General features: G+C 39.7%; 14 protein-coding genes. 10 read left to right on the top strand and 4 right to left on the bottom strand.

The window, feature by feature from the left end:
• Positions 1-2: 2 nt before the first annotated feature.
• The 3 genes from NSTC731_RS32715 to NSTC731_RS32725 all read right to left on the bottom strand — a co-directional run bounded on the left by NSTC731_RS32715 (position 3) and on the right by NSTC731_RS32725 (position 4,614).
• On the bottom strand, positions 3-683 hold the full coding sequence (locus NSTC731_RS32715; RefSeq protein ID WP_445628580.1) for a response regulator: 681 nt from the start codon (positions 681-683) through the stop codon (positions 3-5).
• Positions 673-2,157, bottom strand: coding sequence for an ATP-binding protein (locus NSTC731_RS32720; protein WP_445628581.1), 1,485 nt, complete (start codon positions 2,155-2,157; stop codon positions 673-675). Before NSTC731_RS32720 ends, NSTC731_RS32715 begins: the two co-directional genes overlap by 11 nt.
• A 318-nt stretch (positions 2,158-2,475) precedes the next feature.
• Positions 2,476-4,614, bottom strand: a complete 2,139-nt coding sequence (locus NSTC731_RS32725; RefSeq protein ID WP_445628582.1) for a WD40/YVTN/BNR-like repeat-containing protein — start codon at positions 4,612-4,614, stop codon at positions 2,476-2,478.
• A 544-nt stretch (positions 4,615-5,158) separates the two neighbouring features.
• Between NSTC731_RS32725 and NSTC731_RS32730 the strand changes: the two genes are divergently transcribed.
• The 8 genes from NSTC731_RS32730 (at position 5,159) to NSTC731_RS32765 (ending at position 15,129) form a co-directional block, all read left to right on the top strand.
• Complete coding sequence (locus NSTC731_RS32730) at positions 5,159-6,607, top strand: GumC family protein (protein ID WP_445628583.1); 1,449 nt, start codon at positions 5,159-5,161, stop codon at positions 6,605-6,607.
• Positions 6,604-7,896: an O-antigen ligase family protein gene (locus NSTC731_RS32735; protein ID WP_445628584.1), complete on the top strand. Its 1,293-nt coding sequence runs from the start codon at positions 6,604-6,606 to the stop codon at positions 7,894-7,896. The genes NSTC731_RS32730 and NSTC731_RS32735 overlap by 4 nt, the downstream gene beginning before the upstream one ends.
• Before the next feature lie 47 nt (positions 7,897-7,943).
• On the top strand, positions 7,944-9,215 hold the full coding sequence (locus tag NSTC731_RS32740; RefSeq protein WP_445632224.1) for a lipopolysaccharide biosynthesis protein: 1,272 nt from the start codon (positions 7,944-7,946) through the stop codon (positions 9,213-9,215).
• Between the two features lie 83 nt (positions 9,216-9,298).
• Positions 9,299-10,363, top strand: a complete 1,065-nt coding sequence (locus tag NSTC731_RS32745; protein WP_445628585.1) for a polysaccharide pyruvyl transferase family protein — start codon at positions 9,299-9,301, stop codon at positions 10,361-10,363.
• A gap of 156 nt (positions 10,364-10,519) precedes the next feature.
• The gene (locus NSTC731_RS32750) at positions 10,520-11,488 is read left to right on the top strand and encodes a glycosyltransferase family 2 protein (RefSeq protein WP_445628586.1); all 969 of its coding nucleotides are present in this window, start codon (positions 10,520-10,522) and stop codon (positions 11,486-11,488) included.
• 69 nt (positions 11,489-11,557) lie between these two features.
• On the top strand, positions 11,558-12,547 hold the full coding sequence (locus NSTC731_RS32755; RefSeq protein ID WP_445628587.1) for a glycosyltransferase family 2 protein: 990 nt from the start codon (positions 11,558-11,560) through the stop codon (positions 12,545-12,547).
• Positions 12,548-12,927: 380 nt separating this feature from the next.
• The gene (locus tag NSTC731_RS32760; RefSeq protein ID WP_445628588.1) at positions 12,928-13,950 is read left to right on the top strand and encodes a glycosyltransferase family 2 protein; all 1,023 of its coding nucleotides are present in this window, start codon (positions 12,928-12,930) and stop codon (positions 13,948-13,950) included.
• A gap of 129 nt (positions 13,951-14,079) precedes the next feature.
• Complete coding sequence (locus tag NSTC731_RS32765) at positions 14,080-15,129, top strand: glycosyltransferase family 2 protein (RefSeq protein WP_445628589.1); 1,050 nt, start codon at positions 14,080-14,082, stop codon at positions 15,127-15,129.
• A 30-nt stretch (positions 15,130-15,159) separates the two neighbouring features.
• Here the strand turns inward: NSTC731_RS32765 and NSTC731_RS32770 are convergent, their stop codons facing one another.
• Positions 15,160-15,714 (bottom strand): cupin domain-containing protein, encoded by a 555-nt coding sequence (locus tag NSTC731_RS32770; RefSeq protein ID WP_445628590.1) that lies wholly within the window; start codon positions 15,712-15,714, stop codon positions 15,160-15,162.
• Positions 15,715-15,988: 274 nt separating this feature from the next.
• Here NSTC731_RS32770 and NSTC731_RS32775 point away from each other — a divergent pair, with 274 nt between their 5' ends.
• Complete coding sequence (locus NSTC731_RS32775) at positions 15,989-17,434, top strand: deoxyribodipyrimidine photo-lyase, 8-HDF type (protein ID WP_445628591.1); 1,446 nt, start codon at positions 15,989-15,991, stop codon at positions 17,432-17,434.
• A gap of 56 nt (positions 17,435-17,490) precedes the next feature.
• Positions 17,491-18,315, top strand: a complete 825-nt coding sequence (locus NSTC731_RS32780; protein WP_445628592.1) for an alpha/beta fold hydrolase — start codon at positions 17,491-17,493, stop codon at positions 18,313-18,315.
• Positions 18,316-18,375 lie beyond the last annotated feature (60 nt).

Genomic DNA, 18,375 nt, shown 5'->3' on the forward strand with positions numbered 1-18,375 from the left:
GCTTAAATCAAGCCTTGGCGTACGGCTAAAGCTGCTGCTTGAACGCGATCGTCAACGCTAAGTTTGTTGAGAACCATACGTACATAAGACTTGACGGTTCCGAGTGAAAGGTAGAGTTGGTTTGCAATCTGCTGGTTTGAGCGCCCTTGTGCAATAAGTTTAAGAATCTCGCGTTCGCGATTACTGAGAATAGGTTGTGCTATTACCTGAGATACAGGAACATCGGGAACGACAGTGGTTGACCTAAGCATCCGAGCAACTTTTTGAGCGATTAGAGGATCTAAATAAGCACCACCTTGCAGTATCAATTGAATAACGGCGATAAGCTGTTCCCATTCAATGGTTTTAAGACAGTAACCATCAGCACCAGCTGCAAGCATCCCCATAACCTGGATATCGTCGTCGAAGGCACTTAAGGCTAGAACACAAGTAGTTAAGCAGTTACTTTTTATGTGCTGGGTGGCTGTAATCCCATCCATAATCGGTAGATCGATATCCATTAAAACTACATCTGGTTGGAGTTGACTAGCTAATTCAACAGCCTCTCCACCGTCCAATGCCTCTCCAACTATACTAAAACCAGGTTCTAGGCTAAATTGCCCTTTCATCCCTCGGCGGATTAAAGCGTGATCGTCAACTAATAGAACCCGGACAGTTTTTTCTTTATTAATATTAGGTATCATTCTTGCTAAATCTGGTTATATTCTGTTCATCGTTGCAATCAACTTTATTTATGGCACTTGGGAGAGTAAACCAGAAAGTACTTCCCTTTCCAAGAGAACTTTCAACACCAATGTTTCCTCCGTGAGCCTCAATAATTTGACGACATAAGTACAGACCAAGCCCACTTCTTCCACGATGCCCTCGTCCTTGAATAAAGCGGTGGAATAGCTTTTCCTGAGCTTGCGGTGCAATTCCTGGACCGGAATCACGCACCGAAACCCGCACTTGCTCATCTCCATCAGGCGTTATCTGAATCAGAATTTCCCCGTTAGGCTTACTTACCCGCACAGCATTATCAAGTAAGTTTTGTAAAACTCTTTGAATTTCTAGTTCATCACCATAGACAGTTGGCAGCAATTGAGAAGTTTTACAAACGAAGGCTAACTCACGTGTAGATGTTGCTTTTATCTGATTAATTACTTTAATTAAAATCTTTTCCCAATTCAGGCGATCGCACATTAAATAAGCGCTGCGTGCTTCATAACGGGAGATATCTAAGAGGAGTTCCACAAGCTTAAGCAGATCCTCATTCGCTTCATGGTACTCTTGAAAAACTTCCTTCCAAGTGTCATTTACTGAACCAAAAGCTCCTTTGATCATACAATCTAAAGTGTTACGAGTGGCAAGTAAAGGAATACGTAGGTCGTGGGAAAGTGCAGATATCATATCTTCAAGCTGTTGGTTACGCACCTCAATACTTTGTTGACGGTGACGAGTCTTATCAGCGATCGCATTCAGAACTCCCGCTAGTTGCCCAATCTCATCTAGAGAAGAATGGGAGAGTTGTACTTCCATTTGTCCCGCTTGCCAAAGTTTACAAACTTGTGTCAATTTGCTTAATGGAAGTTTGACTCGCGAATGCAACAACTGGAGATTTAAAATTGCTCCTAACAAAATGATTAATGTACTGGAAATATTGATCGCAGTGTTAATATTATTTAAATACTGTACACGATTTTTGCGAACCCTCAAAAGCATCTCTTCATGCTGAATGAGTTTTCTAATCTCGTTGTGCAAGGAATCAAATAAAGTGCTTTTTATCAGAGCAGAGTTGCTCGCAGAACCAGAAAGCGTTTTTTGCTTCAACTCCCTTTGCCACTGGTTATAGATATATCTAATTTTATTGAGTTGTTTTATTTGATCGGGGTTGTCTTGTACGAGATTGTACAGATGGTTCAAGCTGCTGTGGAAGCTGGGCCTCTTCTGACGATAATCTATAGGATTAGTTTGTCCCTGAGTGGAATTTTCTAGAAAACTTTTTTCTTGATTATCTATCACAGCATTGAGTAAACGTTCTCCTTCTCGCCCGACGATTAAAGCATGAGTTACGCCCTCATATACTTCATGATTTAGGTGTGCTATCAAGAGGTTGAAGACTTGCTGTCCGAATAAACACAACACTAGCAGTAAAATACTAGTATGCAGAGGGTTCAAAAAATTACCTTTCCTAGATGAATGAATTAAGAAAGGTATCAAGCTAATAGCTATCACTATTTAATATCTCTACCACCTTAATTAAAGTTACCTAGAATACTACTTAAAACCCGTATACTACAGCATTACAAAAGCTTTACTAATGTTAAGCTGTCATTCGATAAGCGTTAACTATACATATACTACATATCAATATACCTCGTATTAACAAGCTAATTGTATTAAATAACGTTGCAAAAATCATACTACTATGTTTTTTACAAAAATTAACATAGCGCACAAAAATTAATAATTTTAGGTAATTTACAGTAGTTTTTTCTACAAACTACCTCGATATATACCCCTACCATTAGTGCCAATAAAGACTAGTCCGAATTTCTGCCAGCTAGCCTCCATGACATTAGGCTCATTGCCCATAGGTTGGTGTAAAAAGGCGATATTTATCCATGTTTTTCCTGTATCGAGAGAACGAAATACTCCTTCGCCCATACCAGCAATTTCTCCATACAAATACAGTGCAGGAATTTTGCTTCCCTTTTGTGCCTTACCAAGAGCGAATAAATAAGCTTTCTTCACTTTCGGAATCTGGGCAAAGTTCACACCGCCATTTGTTGAACGATAAAGTCCGTGAGAGTTAAGACTGAGCCAGACTTCGCCTTTAACCCCCGGAACTGTTTTGAGCATAGACCAACTTTCTGAAGGCAATGATGAGTTTACAGTCTTAAAAGATGCGCCTTCATTCTTACTACGGTATAACTTGCCACTACTGTAATAGTAAAAAGTGTTGCCATCTAATTTGTCAGCTACTAATGGTTGACCCCAGTACCACGGGCCTTTGGGGCCTTTGGGTAATCCTGATACTTTGCTCCAAGAAGATCCGCCATTGGTTGTGCGAATCGGCTGTCCTTGATTAACAATTGCAACAAATAGATTTGGATTTGTAGCTGACATGGCTACACGCAACGGAATTGTGTTCTTCGGAAACGAGGAAAATTTTTTCCATGTCAGTCCCCCATCTTTAGAAGTTGCTCCCGTATAACTATTGTTCCATCGATTACCACCAACACGTACCATTCGTGAAGGATTGCTTTCGCTATAAGCAAGGCCATAGGTATCCTGAAACCGAGGACTATTTTTGCCGCCAAACTGCGTAGATGGGTAGACATCTAGCCCATTGCTGTGGTTAAACCCATCCGTATCAGCAACACCGCTCAACAATTTAGAGCCACTTCGAGGCGAGGCTAGGGCGAAGCTAACTATTTGCTCATGTCCTTTTTCATAGTTCGACCAAACAGATGGCTCTGCGTTGATGTTGTCTGTCCGCCATGTCCCATACCAGTCTGTTAACCATAACCGTCCAGGAGTTTTTGGATCGAACTCAATCGCTGAGGTTGAGGAGGCAAAATACCACTCAGGCCACCAGGGCACTTGAGGTTTCAAGGTATGCTTTTTTTGTTGCCATGTAGCTCCACCATCATTAGATTGAAATATTACACGATCGTTTGTTGTAGAAACATACTGGTCATAAACAATTAAAAGGCGATCGGGATTCTTTGGGTCTACAGAAATGGCATTAAATGTAGTTTTGGCGTTACTTGGTGTGATATCGCTCCAAATGCTGTTTGCATATTTGCTGACACCTGATTTATGCGTTACATACAGAACTTTGTCCTTTGCCAAAGCCATTCGATTCACGTGTGATGGGCTTCCTGATATTTTGCTCCAGGTAACACCTGCATCAGTGGATTCATATATGCCATCTCCATAGGCATTGGCATAGACTAGTCCAGATACATTTTTGCTAAATACAATACCTGCAATTCCAATCTTTGCTTCTGACTTTTCGGGAAAGGAGCTAACCTTGTCCCATGTTGTACCACCATCTGAAGACTTCCATAGCCCATTCAATCGCGAACCAAATAAAATAACACTGGAATTAAAGGGATTCACGGCTAGCCTTTCTCCTAGCCAACGTTTAGTTTCATTGCCGCCCATTGGCAAGTCTATTTTCAGCTTATTCCAGGTTTTACCGCGATCGCTCGATTTAAAAATTGTTCCTAATCTACCCCGATTAGTAGTATATTTACCTGCTGCTATGTATACAATATCTGGGTTATTTGGGTCAAGTGCTAAGGCTTCTCCCCCGTAGTAATTGCTGTATTGCAAGCTAAATATATCTGTTAGCGGCATCCATGTGTAGTCTTTTGAATTCCAACGATAAAAGCCACCCATATCAGTTCTGATGTAGGCTAAATTTTGCTCTTGTGGATGCAAATAAATGCCTGTAACATAACCACCTCCTCCAATAGAGACATTAGTCCAGTGATACCTTGATGTAGTACTCCAACTAGACTTGAGGGGTGTAATGTTGACGACAATAGCCAGCGCAACTATAGCAATACAAATTGTTTTCCTTAGCAGTCTCCAGAAACGGCGATCGCTCATTGCTATTTTCATGATATTTGCACGTATTTATTTTAATTGACGTTACAGGAAGTAAATTAAAGTCAAGTAAATCAGCTACAGATCGATACTTCTCGGTTAGTCCAATTAAGTAAGTCTGCGAGAAAAAACCTAACTAAGTTACGAAATGTAAATACATCTAAAACCCTTACAAATGAACGCCAGTTGCTACAAGTCGGCAGAGCGCAAGGGCGCACTAGCTCCCAAGGACAAATGACAAATGACAACCCTCTCCTGAAGGAGACGCTCTTGCTAGCTTGCTTCCCCAGAGGGGTACACTAGTTATCTTTATTTGCACCTACTTAGGTGGATATCCGGGTGGATAATTTTATTGAACCCTAGAGGATGCTGTCTGCATGGATGCAATATTGACCATCAGGCGGTTTTGTCATTGCTGTTTAGGAAGGAAACTTTACTAAGAATTATTAATCAATTTTTAAGTAACAATGTAGTACCTGTAAGTTTACTTAGGCGAATCGCACAAACCCACCTAGACTTTGTAATTCCGCAGCCAGTTCCCGACTTTAAAGGATTTTTAATGGCCAATCATACAGAAATCTCTGCGGGTTACCCTAGCAGTTTGAGAAAATTAGTAGCGAGAAAAGGATGTTGGCAGCGTTACTTACTTATAGGTATAGCAACCAACATAGCATTTTGGACTGCAACTTTTCTTTATCTAAAGCTTACACCACCGACCTATACTAGTTCTTCAGCGATTAATCTGCCGGGAGCATGGTCAAATGCCAATATTAATTTACCAGACATTGGCTATGCTAATTATGAAAATGTGTCTCCATATGCTGCTCTTGCTTCTCAAGATCCCAGAGAAATTTATAAATTTATTGCTGAAAGCGACCCGATATTAAAAGCGGCAGCAGATCAACTTAATATGTCTTTAGAAGAGTTTGGCAAACCTCGGCTCAAGCTAATAATTAATACTTCCATGATGAGCGTTGATTTTGAAGGCGCGAGTCCCCAGGAAGCTCAAAATAAATCTTTAGCTTTTTACAAAGCCTTGCAAGCAAGACTCAACATGCTACGAAATCAAGAAGCTGTTCAAAGAGATACCGGTTATCAAACTTCCCTAATTTCTTCGCAAAAAAAATTAGCAGATGCTCATAAGCGCCTTGCCGATTACAAAGCACGTTCAGGTTTGAACTCTGAAGATCAAATTAAGGATTTGACAACCAACATTGAACAGCTCCGCAGACAAAGAGCTGAAATAATCGGTCAACAGCAACAGGCTACTACTCGTCTGGCACAACTATCGAATAATTTAAAATTATCTGCTGGACAAGCTACAGATGCTTTTACTCTTCAAACAGACCAGATATTTCAACAGAACTTAAAAAATTATAGTGATGCTAGCGCTTCTGTGGTAGTTTTAGAATCTAAGTTTCTGCCTAGCTATCCGATATTAATTACAGAGAAAGCGAAAAGAGATGCTGCTCAAGAGGCCCTGCTAGTTCGAGGTCAGTCTCTTTTAGGGCGAAAATTCACTTTGGCAGTTCTCAAGCAGTTAAGCCTTAGTAGCAATAACTCTGGTAACAGCATTCCTCGAGACGCTCTTTCCCAAGAATTAGTTACAGTTCAAGCAGACCAAAAGGGATTCACCGCTCAAGCTCAAGCAATAGAACAGGAGATTAACCAGCTTGAGAGTAGGCTGAAGAATTTAACACAGTTGGAAAGCACCTTGGATTCGCTGAAGCGAAATACGCAAATTGCGGAAGCGGTCTTTTCTTCCAATTTGACCAGATTGGATATTGGCAAGTCGAATACTTTTGGATCTTATCCACTGATTCAACTTGTTATACAGCCTACATTACCTGAGAAACCGACTTCACCAAAAGATAAATTGGTTTTACTAGGTTCAACTTTAGGCTCCCTTTTCGTATCCCTTGGACTGGTGTTACTTTGGTGGCGCGAACGTAAAAATTTAATATCTGATAAGACTATGAGTACAGAGAGGAAGAGAATGGAACAATGAAACCTCAAAACTTTGAAGAAAGTCTTGTTTGGTATTGGATAATTAGTACCTATGTATTTTATTTTATTGGTATTTTATATCCTGTAAATTTTCTATTAGCCTGGATACTGTTTTTTTACCTATGTAAGCGGCTTTGGAGCCAAACAACGCACACTAGTATTGAAAAAAGAATCAAAGTTTATTGGATACATTGGGTTTGGATTGTCTCTATTTTGGTAATAGCGATCGCTACGATTGTAGGCTGTATAAATTATGATGTAGGTACAAATCAAACTCTTAGGTCATTAATTAATTGGTTTACAGATTGGGCTTTGCTAGCACTATTTCCATTAAGCGGCTGTCTCAATATTCGACCACAAATAATCTATAGAGCCGTCTGTATATTATGCCTTCAAAGTTTGATTTTAATTCCCTTCTTTTATTTAGCTTGGATATTAAAGTTGCCTGCACACCTATATTCTTCTCCAATTGAAAGATTAATCCAGAATGGTGAGCTTTTTTACAATGTAAATTTCTATGGTAGTGATTACGGTACGAATAATGTCCGTCTATTTCTATTTGCACCTTGGGCACCTGCGCTAGGTCTTATTGGAAACATCTACTTCTTCCTTGCTCTTGAAGAACGTAACAATAAGTGGCGCTTCATTGGTCTAGTCGGCTCTTTAGCGATGAGTATAGTATCTGTTTCTCGCTTATCTTTTATAGCTTTACCAATAGTTTTCATACTAGTTTTGTTGCTGACAAAAATTACTAAACCTACTACGCAAATTGCGATCGGGTTTTTTAGCTTTTTAGCAGGTATTTTTAGCACGGTACTTCTTGGTACTATTAAAGATGCTAAAGAAGCATTTGATAATGCTAGACCAGACTCTTCACGAGTGCATGAAGCTTTAGGTGTAATTGCCTTGGAAAAATGGAAAGAAGCTCCTATCTGGGGTCATGGTTTTCGAGAAGCACCAGGGCCTAAAGCATTAGCAGAAATGCCTATCGGCTCTCACCATACTTGGTTTGGTCTCTTGTTTGTTAAAGGTATAGTTGGCTTCATTGCTTTTTTAGTACCAATTTTATTGAGTTTTATAGTTTTGCTGATTAAAGCAGAGAAAAGCATAATTGCCAGAGTTGCATTGTATTTTCTTATAACTTTATTACTTTTTACATTTAATGATAGTCAAGAGGCTTTAGCTTACTTATATTATCCCGGTTTAATTATCATGGGAATTGCATTTAAAGAAGAAGTTAAACCTTCTAATTTTTCTCTTAAAAATAAGCCTGAAACTGCTTATATTTGATTTTTAATTTAATTAAAAAATATAAATTATCTCTTAAAAATACCCTCATGTTAATCAAAAAGCTAAGGCAAAAAGTATCTAGTCAATATGTGCGTAATGTTGGTTGGATGGGTGGAGCAGAGTTAGCAAATCGTGTTTTCCGATTGGGAACAACAATTACTTTATCTCACCTGTTAAATCCCTACGATTATGGATTGATCGCAATCGTTTTGACTACTAATGAATTTGCAACTGTTTTTACCTTAAGAGCTGGAATTGGCTCTAAGATTATTCAGGCATCAGAAAAGGATCTAAAAATTATTTGTCAGACATCTTACTGCCTTAATTGGATACTATGCGGAGTAATGTTTATTATTCAGTGTACTGCCGCTTTCCCGATAGCTTGGTTTTATAGTAATAACCAAGTTATCTTACCTATCTGGATTATGGCATTAGTCTATTTAATGTTGCCAATCTTTGCAGTTCAGTCTGCTTTAATCCAGCGAGAGAACCGCCTAAAAATTATAGCATTATGCAATGCTACTCAGTCGTTTCTAATCAATATTCTCACTATAGGTCTAGCTCTATTAGGGCTGGGAATGTGGGCTGTTGTTATACCTATTGTTATAACGACTCCAGTATGGATTGTTATTAATCTGATGAATCATCCTTGGCGACCTACCATGTTCTTTAGTTTTAACAAGTGGCAGGAAGTTGTTAGTTATGCTAGAAATATTCTTGGCGTTGAGTTACTAAATAAGCTAAGAGCTAATCTTGATTACCTGATTATTGGACGTTTTTTAGGAGTCCAGGCGCTAGGAATTTACTATTTCGCTTTCAATGCTGGCTTAGGAATCAGCATGAATGTCATAAATACAATGACTTGGTCTTTATACCCCCATCTTTGTGCTGCTCGGGGAAACGTTAAGCAGCTTCGAGAACGTTATTTTAGTAGCCTCAAAACATTTGCCTTAATTGTATTTCCATTGGTTTTGCTACAGTCAAGCCTAGCTCCATTTTATGTACCAATTATTTTTGGGCAAAAGTGGATAACAGCAATTCCAGTCTTGATAGTTATCTGCTTGTCAGCCATACCACGCCCATTTGCTGATGGCGCTTCTATGTTACTGAACTCTGTAGATAAAAGTCATATTAATCTTTACTGGAACCTAATTTTTACTGTGATTTTTACAATTTCATTACTAGTAGCTGTGAAATGGGGAATTTTTTGGGTAGCTGTTGCGGTGTTCATGGCTCATATATTAGCATTACCTCTTTACAGCATTTGGGCTAGTAAATATGTTTTATCTAGAACTCAATCTTTATCAATTGCAAAATAAAAATTTGGCTTTTTAGAAAAATACCTTTTTCTAGCTACATTCATTGCAAAATAACGAATAATAACAGGGAGGAACTAAAATTAATGACTACCACCCAACCGGAACAATTAAAACAACTTCTGCATAAATCACTAGAAAAATTAGAGACATTTCCAGAGTGTGCATTATTAGACTATCCTGATTATCCTAATATTGGCGATCATCTGATTGCGTTAGGTACTTTACTTTATTTAATCAATGTGCGAAAAACAAAAATTAAATATACTGCCAGTCCTAACAACTTTTCTAGCAAAGTAATGGAAGATAGAATTGGAAAATCTCCTATTTTCCTGCAAGGAGGAGGGAATTTAGGCGATCTTTGGACTGCTCATCAAAAATTTCGCGAACAGATTATTTCCAAATACCAAGATCGACCAATAGTTATCCTACCACAAAGTATTTATTTTGTTGAACAAAGCAATTTAATGGAAGCAGCAAATGTCTTCAATTCACATCCTAATTTGACTTTGTTTGTGCGTGACGAATATAGCTATGAACTTGCTCTAAAATATTTCTACAACTGCCAGGTAATTAAAGCACCTGATATGGCTTTTCAAATGGTCAACCTACCTGGTATCTTATCTAAGTCTAACCATAGTAACTCTATTTTATATCACTATAGAAATGACAAAGAGTTGAATCCAAGTAATTCTCAGACTTCTATCGATCTCCCTAATTTAGTTGTAGAAGATTGGACTTCTTTCAAATATGACACAACTGAACGTATGGAGCGAATTCGGGAAGGCTTGCAAAAAGGTACAGTGATTCCTGGTGAGTGGATATACCGACATCTTTGGAAATACTTCCATCATTATTCCTTTGGATTCAATAGCTTATATAACTCCTCAATGCATCTTAAATCCTTAAGTTATATGCATCATGGAATGTATCAATTCAAGCAGCATCGTCTAATTATTACAAACCGCTTACACGGACATATTCTCTGCATTCTTATGGGTATTCCTCATGTCTTTTTACCTAATGCTTACCATAAAAATGAGGCATTTTATCAAGCTTGGACTTACTCAATTCCCTTTTGCAGATTTGTCAAAGAACCTTCACAAATTCAGGTGGCTGCGCAAGAACTATTAGAATTATTCCTAAACTAACTGGTTTCTGTGCCTACATTAAGAATTACAAAAATCCTTCACTTTCTATCTGATTAAGCTCTATGACCGAAAGCGACTGATGATACAGAGCAACTAAATTTATTTGTGGGTATCATTAATTTTTAATTTTTAATTTTTAATTCGGAGCGAAGCGACGTGACAACTATATCTGTTATTATTCCTGCTTACAATGCTGAACGCACTATTTTAGAAACGATAAAATCCGTTCTTCAACAAACCTTTTCTGATTTTGAGCTAATTATTATTAATGATGGCTCAACCGACCGGACTTTAGAATTATTGAAGACTATTGAAGATTCTCGTCTCAAGATTTTTTCATACAGCAATGCTGGTCTATCAGTAGCTCGTAATCGTGGTATTTCTCATGCCACTGGAGAGTTTATGGCATTTCTCGATGCCGATGACTTATGGACACCTGATAAATTAGAACTACAACTAGCAGCATTACAAAAACATCCAGAGGCAGGACTTGCTTATAGCTGGACTCTGAACATGAGTGAAACAGCAGAGATTTTTCACCCTGGTCATAATGTAGTCTATGAAGGTAATGTGTATGACAAATTATTACTCAGTAACTTTATTTCCAATGGTTCTAATCCTTTAATTCGTAAACAAGCAATTGAATCTGCTGGAGAATTCGACCCAACGCTTTCTTCTGTGGAAGATTGGGATTATTGGTTTCGTGTAGCACAGCGCTGGGATTTTGCAGTAGTTCCCAAACCTCAAATTCTCTATCGTCACTCTTCAAAATCTATGTCAACTAAAGTTGAGAAGATGGAGAAATATTTGCTTATTGTCTTGGAAAGAGGCTTTCAAGCAGCACCGCCAGAGTTACAAAATCTGAAAAATCAAAGCCTAGCTAATATCTATCAATATTTAACGGGGATGGAACTGGCTCATGTGACTAATAGAGAACAAGTCAACCAAGCTGGTCGCAAATTGTGGAAGACGGTTTCTTTATATCCTCAGATTTTGCGAGAAAGAGTCACTCAGCGTTATTTAATGAAATGGCTGGTAATGCAAGTCCTTTCTCCTCGAATTGCTAAGTACTTGACTCGACCTTTTTCTTTGGCTAGGTCTGTTGCGGTTCCAAAGCTGCAATAAAGACTCTTATTAGAAAGCAACTTTTCGATCCTAATTCGCTAGTAAAATTTAGCAACTTATTGAAATCATATGCCAACTATATCTGTCATTATTCCCGCTTATAATTCTGAGCGCACAATTGCCGATACAATTGTCTCAGTACAACAACAAACTTTTTCTGATTTTGAGATAATTGTTATCAATGATGGTTCAACAGACGGAACTCTTAAGCTACTGGATGAGTTAAAAGATAGTCGTCTAAAAGTCTTTTCCTATCAAAATGGGGGTTTATCAGTAGCTCGTAATCGTGGTATCTCTCATGCCAAGGGAGATTTTATAGCCTTTATTGATGCTGATGATTTATGGACAGCCGATAAGCTAGAACTCCAGTTAGAAGCTTTGCAGAAAAATCCAGAGGCAGGTGTTGCTTATAGCTGGACTTATTTTATGGATGAACAAACTGGAAATTGCCACATGGATCGGCCGATCTTTTTCCAAAGTAAGGTTTTGGCTAATTTATTAACCTGGAACTTTATTGCTAGTGGTTCAAATCCATTAATCCGTAAGCAAGCGATTGAATCTGTCGGAGAGTTTGAACCTTCAGTATCAGGAGCAGCAGATTGGGATTATTGGCTACGTTTAGCTGCAAAATGGTCGTTTGTTGTAGTTAGTAAACCGCAGATTTTTTATCGTCAATCTTCAAATTCAATGTCATCTAAAATTGAATTTATGGAAGACTGCCAGTTCAAAGTATTGGAGCGAGCTTTTCAATCAGGAGCGCCAGAAATTCAAATTTTGAAAAATCATAGTTTAGCTTATGTTTACCGATATTCTTGTAGGCTCTGCTTAACAAGAATTCCAGGTGATGAAGGAGTTGAAAAAGCAAGTAAAAAATTGGGTAATGCAATTCAGCTATATCCAAAAATTCTCTTGGAAAAGGAAACTCAAAAGCTAATTATTAAATTGTTGTTGAAAAAAATCTTTGTAGAAAATATTTCTGCATACTTGCTCCAGATTATTAGTAAAATTCGTGTTACTCATGTTCAAAAATTAAATATTCATGAAAAAAGAATCGGTTGAAGTAAGTTGTAGTACTTGCCACTTGGTAATTCAATGGGATAGTTACTCAGTCTGATTCTGGATAATAGTGGAGCGATCGCTTGCTTAAAAATTTCAATCAGACTATCCACACGCAAGATAAAATGTATGATTAAGTACAGTGTTTACTTTAATAACGCATACTAAAAGTAAATATCTGAGATTATCCGGTGAAAAGTTAGGAAGTGGGATTCATCTTATAACTAGACGGATAGCCAGGTGGATAAATATCTCACTTTTTTAGATGCTATCACTAGAAGGTGCGATCGTATCCATCAGATAGTATTCCCATTGCCATATCAAAGATTACTGTACTACCAGTAAAACCTGAGAGCAAACTGAAACTAAAGTCGGTCTGGAAAATGAAAAAAGTTTCTGTAATTATTCCGGTTTATGGTGTCGAAAAATATATAGCTGCTACTGTACAATCTGTTCTTGAGCAAACCTATACAAATTTCGAGCTTCTAATTATCGATGATGCTTCTTTGGACAGGAGTATAAATATCTGTCAACAATTTACTGACCCCAGAATTAAAATTATTCGCCAGGCAAATCGAGGAGTATCTGGAGCTAGGAATACTGGTATTCGTCATGCTCAAGGAGAATATTTAGCTTTTTTAGATGGAGATGACCTTTGGTTGCCAGAAAAGTTAGAAAAACAGATTGCTCACTTGGAAAATTCACCAGCAGCCGGTGTTAGCTTCAGTCGTTCTGCTTTTATTGATGAAGCTGGACAAGCTTTAGGTACGTATCAGATGCCCAAGCTTAAAGAAATCACACCGTCCTATTTACTCAGTTGCAATCCGATTGGTAATGGCTCGGCTGCGGTAATGCGCAGAGAAGTTCTAGAAGCGATTAAATTCCAAGATAATGTTTATGGTACTAATGAAGATTGTTATTTTGATGAACGCTTACTCCAATCAGAAGATAACGAATTTTGGATTCGGATTTCCATTAAAAGCAATTGGCAAATAGAAGGCATTCCAGAACCCTTGACCTTGTATCGGGTTAATTCAAAAGGCCTTTCAGCAAATATGCTCAAGCAGTTAGATTTTTGGGAAAAGCTAATTGAAAAGACACGTTCCTACGCTCCAGAAATATTTACTCAAGGGGCAACCCTAGCTAGAGCTTACCAGTTGCAGTATTTAGCTCGTAATGCAGTACGATTACGAGAAGGTTCAATGGCTGTAAAATTAATTAATCGAGCGTTAATAGCTGACTGGCATATTCTTCTGGAAAATCCCAAAAGTACAATTTTGACACTAGTAGCTGCCTATTTACTTTTACTCTTACCTCAAAATGTTTACAATAAATTTGAAACTCTGGTTTCAAATAATATAGTAGGAGCTAACCAAAAACGCCGTATTCTTCAAGAAGATATATAGAAATAATTTAGAACCTTTTTATCAAAAATTAAGAACTTTCTCTGCCTAAAGCATAATTAAAATTATTGCATAGTGCATAGTAAATTTCCTTAGATATTAATTAAATTAAATCAATAGGAATGGTCAACAATGAAAAAAGTTTCTATCATTATTCCGGTTTACAAAGCAGAAAAATATATAGCTGCTACGCTGCAATCGGCTCTTGAGCAAACTTACGAAAACTTCGAGATTTTAATTATTGATGATGGTACTCCTGATAAGAGTATAGAAATTTGTCAGCAATTTACAGACCCGAGAATTAAAATTATTCGTCAAAAGAATCGGGGTCTACCTGGGGCAAGAAACACTGGTATTCGCCATGCACAAGGAGAATATTTAACTCTTTTAGATGCTGATGACTTATGGTTGCCAGAAAAATTAGAAAAACACGTTAAGCATTTAGATAATTCGCCTAATGTCGGGGTAAGCTTTAGCCGCTCTGCTTTTATTGATGATAATGGCAACCCTTTAGGTATTTATCAAATGCCTCAGATGCAGGGAATAACTCCAGCGATTATCCTTTGCCGCAATCCAGTTAGCAATGGTTCGGTAGCAGTAATTAGAAGAGAAGTTTTTGAAGCTATTGAATTCCAAGACAATCTTTACGGTACAGTTGAAAATTTTTATTTCGATGAGCGATCGCGTCATACTAATGGTGACTCAACAGATGTTGAATGTTGGTTTCGGATGTCTGTTAAGAGCGATCTGGAAATAGAGGGTATTCCTGAAGCTTTGACTTTATATAGGGTAAATTCAGGGGGACTATCAGCAAATTTGCTCAAGCAGTTAGATTCGTGGGAATTGGCAATCTCTAGGGCACGTTTATACGCCCCAGAAATAGTTAATCAATGGGAAACACTGGCTAGAGCTTACCAGTTGCGGTATTTAGCGCGTAGAGCAGTCAGCTTGCAAGATGGTGCAATGGCTGTGAAGTTGGTGAATCGAGCATTAGCAACCAACTGGCATATTCTCTCTAAAGAACCACGCCGTACACTTTTGACTTTGGGAGCTGCCTATTTCCTTCGGCTTTTGCCCCAGTTCCTTTACAGTCGAATTGAGACTGTTGCTTTAAAGACTACAGGATATACTCAAAGACAGCGCATTTCACAAGGCTTAGGGGGGAGCAACGCGATTTCGTGAAGTCGCCCAAAGGACGTGTATAAATGAGCTTTAACGCGGCTTTTGGCTCGAATCACTCATTTGAGTCCCTGTATAATTGGGAACCCAACCTTCGGCGATTGCAAAATAGCGTATCCCTTTGAAATTCAACAATGCAGTTGGGCTACACCAATGCTCAACGCCGGCGGGGATGTAGAGATAATCTTGTGCCTGAACTAAAAGCTGTACCTGGCTGCCATCAGGTCGCACGAAGCCATAAATCATTTCTCCTGCCAACACGTAGACGGGTTCAGGCGCAGGATGAGTATGGTAGCGACCGTAGGTGGCAATCAGGTGGTGAAGATTGAACGAACCTGGATGCACATTTAGTAAGTCACACCAGAGAGCGCCATTTTCTTGCTGAAGAAATTCAAAGACGCTGTTATGGAGTTCTACGTAATAACGTTTCTCGGTCTCAGTTAAAACGTCCTGGTCTAGCAGATTAGGGAAGAGTAGCGATGTTCCTGGGTCGTAGTGTTTGAGTTGAATGCCAAGAGGCGCAAGTTCGCGGGCTATTTCGTCTAAATCGCTCTCAATCGTACCGTCATCAAGTAGTAGGTTAGCCATGACAAAAAGACTAATTAACTGTTAAGAAGAGTATACTCAATTTTGAGATAAGAAGCCACTATTCCCGATTGACAAACCGGGGAATAGGGAATAGGGAATAGGATACAGGTTACAGGGTACAGGGTACAGATTATTCCCTATCACCTGTCACCTGTCACCTCTCCCCTAATCCCAATGCCCAATGCCCATTAAAAGAATAAATTTATCGCCAGAATGATGCTTATTGGTACCACTAGCATCTAAGCTAGTACGGGTGAACTATATCCAACATGGAATGTCTGACTTAATTCTGTTTTGGCATCGGCGCGATTTACGCATTTCTGATAATACGGGACTGGCTGCGGCAAAACGGCAAAGTCCGAAGGTAGTGGGCGTGTTTTGCCTCGATCCGAATCTTCTGGAACGGGATGATGTTGCTCCTGTGAGAGTAACTTATATGATTGGCTGTTTGCAGAAACTCCAAGAGCGATATGCTCAAGTTGGTAGCCAGTTGTTAATCCTCCACGCCGATCCTGTACAAGCAATACCAGCTTTAGCCGAAGCAATAAATGCTAAAGCTGTTTTTTGGAATTGGGATGTAGAACCTTATTCGCAAGAACGCGATCGCACCATTATAAATGCCCTCAAAGAAAAAGGTATTGAGTTTCTTAACCAAAACTGGGATCAAATCCTCAACTCTCCAGAGGAGTTACGCACGGGTAGTAACAGTCCTTACACGGTTTACACACCCTTCTGGAAAAATTGGATTGCCAAACCAAAGGCTCAACCAGTAGAAACACTGCAAAATGTTGAGGGATTAACGGAAGCCGAACAGGAAATTGCCAAAGTTGCAGGAGCCTTGGCACTACCTTCAGCAAAAGATTTAGGATTCATCTGGGATGGTGACTTGATTATTTCACCAGGAGAAGCGGCGGCACAAGAACGATTAGAAGAATTTACTAATAAAGCCATTACTGAATATCAAGAACAGCGCAATTTCCCCGCAGTGGACGGAACATCACAACTGAGTGCAGCTTTAAAATTTGGCGTAATTGGCATTCGCACCGTTTGGCAAGCCACGGTAGAAGCACTGGAAAATAGCCGCAGTGAGGAAACAGCAGTTAATATCCGCACATGGCAACAGGAATTAGCTTGGCGGGAGTTTTATCAACACGCAATGTATAACTTCCCGGAATTAGCTGATGGTGCTTTCCGCGACACCTTTAAGAATTTTCCTTGGGAAACTAAAGAAGAACATTTCCAAGCTTGGTGTGAGGGGAGAACAGGCTACCCCATTGTGGATGCAGCAATGCGTCAGTTAAACGAAAGCGGCTGGATGCATAACCGCTGTCGGATGATTGTTGCGAGTTTCCTCACTAAAGACTTGTTAATCAATCCCCAACTGGGAGAAAAATATTTTATGCAGCACCTGATTGATGGTGATTTATCTGCTAATAATGGCGGTTGGCAATGGAGTGCTTCTAGCGGCATGGACCCCAAACCTGTGCGGATTTTCAACCCAGCCAGTCAAACACAAAAATTCGATCCAGAAGGGGAATATATTCGGCAATGGGTGTCAGAATTGCGGTCTGTAGATACAGAATATTTAGTTACTGGAAAAATTCCACCTTCAGAACGTCATGCTGTTGGCTATCCTGACCCAATTGTGGATCATAAAATTCAGCAACAGCAATTTAAACTGCGTTATCAACAGCAAAAAATTCTTAGTAGTGGTGAGTAAAATTGTTAGTTTTTTAATAGACATTTCCAAAAATTCAGCCTACTGGAGAAAAACAGATGAACACGATCGCAGTGAAAGACGGTATAGAGATTTACTATAAGGATTGGGGCAGCGGTCAGCCCATCGTTTTCTCGCATGGTTGGCCTCTATCGGCCGACGACTGGGACAACCAAATGATGTTCTTCTTAAATCACGGCTATCGCGTCATCGCCCACGATCGGCGAGGGCATGGACGTTCGAGCCAAGGCGCCGACGGACATGATATGGATCATTACGCCGATGACCTCGCCGCGCTTACCGCGCATCTCGACTTAAAGAACGCCATCCACGTTGGACACTCGACAGGCGGCGGTGAGGTGACACGTTACATTGCGCGCCACGGCGAAAGCCGCGTCGCGAAGGCCGTTCTTATTAGCGCCGTGCCACCACTGATGGTGAAGACCCCAGCGAATCCCGGCGGTCTACCTAAAGAGGTATTTGACGACTTTCAGGTGCAGGTTGCCACCAATCGGGCGCAATTTTATTGGGATGTACCGAGCGGGCCCTTTTACGGTTACAATCGACCGGGTGCGAAAGCGTCGCAAGGCGTGATTGAGAATTGGTGGCGCCAGGGCATGATGGGCGGTAGCAAGGCGCAGTATGATGGCATCGTGGCTTTCTCCCAGACAGACTTTACCGAGGATCTTAAGAAGTTCTCTGTGCCGACTTTGGTAATGCACGGCGATGATGACCAGATAGTGCCCTATGCCGACTCCGCCCCACTGAGCGCTAAGTTGGTCAAGGGCGCGGTATTGAAAACCTACAAGGGTTTCCCGCACGGTATGCCGACGACAAATGCAGACCAGATCAATGCCGATCTTCTCGAATTCATTCAGTCGTAACCGCAAACCACTCGGTTAGTCTCCATACTGCCGCCTCAAAACGTCTAACCAGGCGATGTA

It is taken from the genome of Nostoc sp. DSM 114167, assembly GCF_052692655.1.